Origin of the sequence: Mesorhizobium sp. M7A.F.Ca.ET.027.03.2.1, assembly GCF_003999175.1 — a bacterium.
Classification (GTDB): Bacteria; Pseudomonadota; Alphaproteobacteria; order Rhizobiales; family Rhizobiaceae; genus Mesorhizobium.
In genome coordinates, this window is the sequence record NZ_RZOM01001214.1 from 1 (window position 1) to 1689 (window position 1689).

Below are 1689 nucleotides of genomic sequence, written 5' to 3' on the forward strand. Positions count from 1 at the left end.
GTGCTTATCCTGGAGACGGCCGAACCGCCTCCCCGCGCGATCGTTGAGAAAGTGGGCAAGGCAACTGGACTGGCGGCGGAAAAGCTCACCTTCCTCTATGCGCCGACACAAAGTCTTGCCGGCGGCGTGCAGATCGTTGCGCGCGCGCTCGAGGTTGCTCTGCACAAGATCAACGATCTCAAATTCCCGCTGGAGAACGTTGTCGATGGCATCGGAACGGCTCCGATCCCCGCCCCCCATCCGGATTTCCTGACCGCCATGGGCCGAACCAACGATGCCATCATCTATGGCGGCAGCGTGCAGCTCTTCGTGAAAGGATCGGCGAAAGAAGCTGGCAAACTCGCGGAAAAACTCCCAAGCAGCGCCTCACGGGACTATGGCCAACCCTTCGCCGAGATCTTCACGCGGTTCAAGGGCGATTTCTATGCCATCGACCCGCTGCTGTTCAGCCCGGCCGAAGTGATCGTGACAGCGATCGAAACCGGCGATACGTTTCGCGCCGGTCGGCGTGATCTGAAAATGCTCGAACGAAGTCTCGGCTAGAGCATGGCGGTGCCAAGGGATTCGGCCGTCATTCGCCTGCCCGACGACTGCATTTCGTGCAGCCCCGACGCGGCCATGGGGGCGCGGGATCGCTCGCGCCTCCGAGGTTCCCGTACCCGAGAGGCCACATGATCCCTCGTATCCTGATCGTCAGCGACAAAGTGGACACTGGCTCGAACGGCCTGGCGGCAGGGCTTGGTCGGCGAGGCGCCGCCGTTGCAGCCGTGCCGCTGGCGGCGATCGCATTCGACACCAGCAGCCCGAGCGGGCTTTCGATCCCTGGCTTCGGCGGCACGCTGCCCGACGCCGTGGTCGTCCGTTCGATCGCCGCCGGATCGTTCGAAGCGATTACCCGGCGCCTCGGCGTGCTGCACGCGTTAAGCAGACTGTCGGTTCCCGTGTGGAATTCCGCGCAGGCGATCGAGCACTGCGTCGACAAGTCGATGACGACATTCCTCTTGAAAAATGCCGGCCTCCCCACGCCACCCACCTTTGCCGTGGAAGGACTTGCTGCCGCCGCGGCGATCGCGGCGCAAGAGCTTCCGCGGGGACCGCTGGTGCTGAAACCATTGTTCGGGGCGCAAGGCCGCGGGATAAAGCTGATCCGCACGCTCTCGGACCTGCCGGCCGCAGACGAAGTAAACAACGTCTACTACCTTCAGCAATATGTGTCGCGTGCCGGTCCGCCTTTCCGGGATTTTCGCGTCTTTGTCTGCGCCGGCGAGACCGTGGCGATGATGAGCCGCATCAGCGACGACTGGATCACGAACGTCAACCGGGGCGGCGTGCCGGAACAGGTTTCCGATCATGGCAAGGCGGAACTGGCCTCGCTGGCTGTCGCTGCGTCAGCCGCGGTCGGCGCGGATTTTGCCGGCGTGGACATCGTACGGGCTGACGACGGCAATCTGTTCATACTCGAAGTGAACAGCATGCCCGCCTGGTCGGGATTGCAATCGGTGGTCGCCGTGAATATCGCCGAGGCAATCGCCGATGCCTTGCTGAAACTCCTGGCCGACCGTGCCGAAGCGGCCGCCGCGCCGCGGCCCTACCGTTTTGCCGCGCCTGCGAATTCGTGAGGGCCGGTAGGATGGCGCTGCCGCGTGAACGCCTCCGGGCCAGTTACAAGGATGCCTGCAGGATGGAGAT

The 1689-nt window shown here is 63.7% G+C and carries 2 protein-coding genes; both read left to right on the top strand.

Features of this window, described 5'->3' with window-relative positions; all coding sequences use genetic code 11:
• Positions 1-543, top strand: a 543-nt coding sequence (gene mch / locus EN750_RS33090) for a methenyltetrahydromethanopterin cyclohydrolase (RefSeq protein WP_127399172.1), incomplete at its 5' end; no start/stop codon positions are given.
• Positions 544-767: 224 nt separating this feature from the next.
• Positions 768-1619 (top strand): RimK family alpha-L-glutamate ligase, encoded by an 852-nt coding sequence (locus EN750_RS33095; RefSeq protein ID WP_245482882.1) that lies wholly within the window; start codon positions 768-770, stop codon positions 1617-1619.
• The last annotated feature ends 70 nt before the right edge of the window (positions 1620-1689 follow it).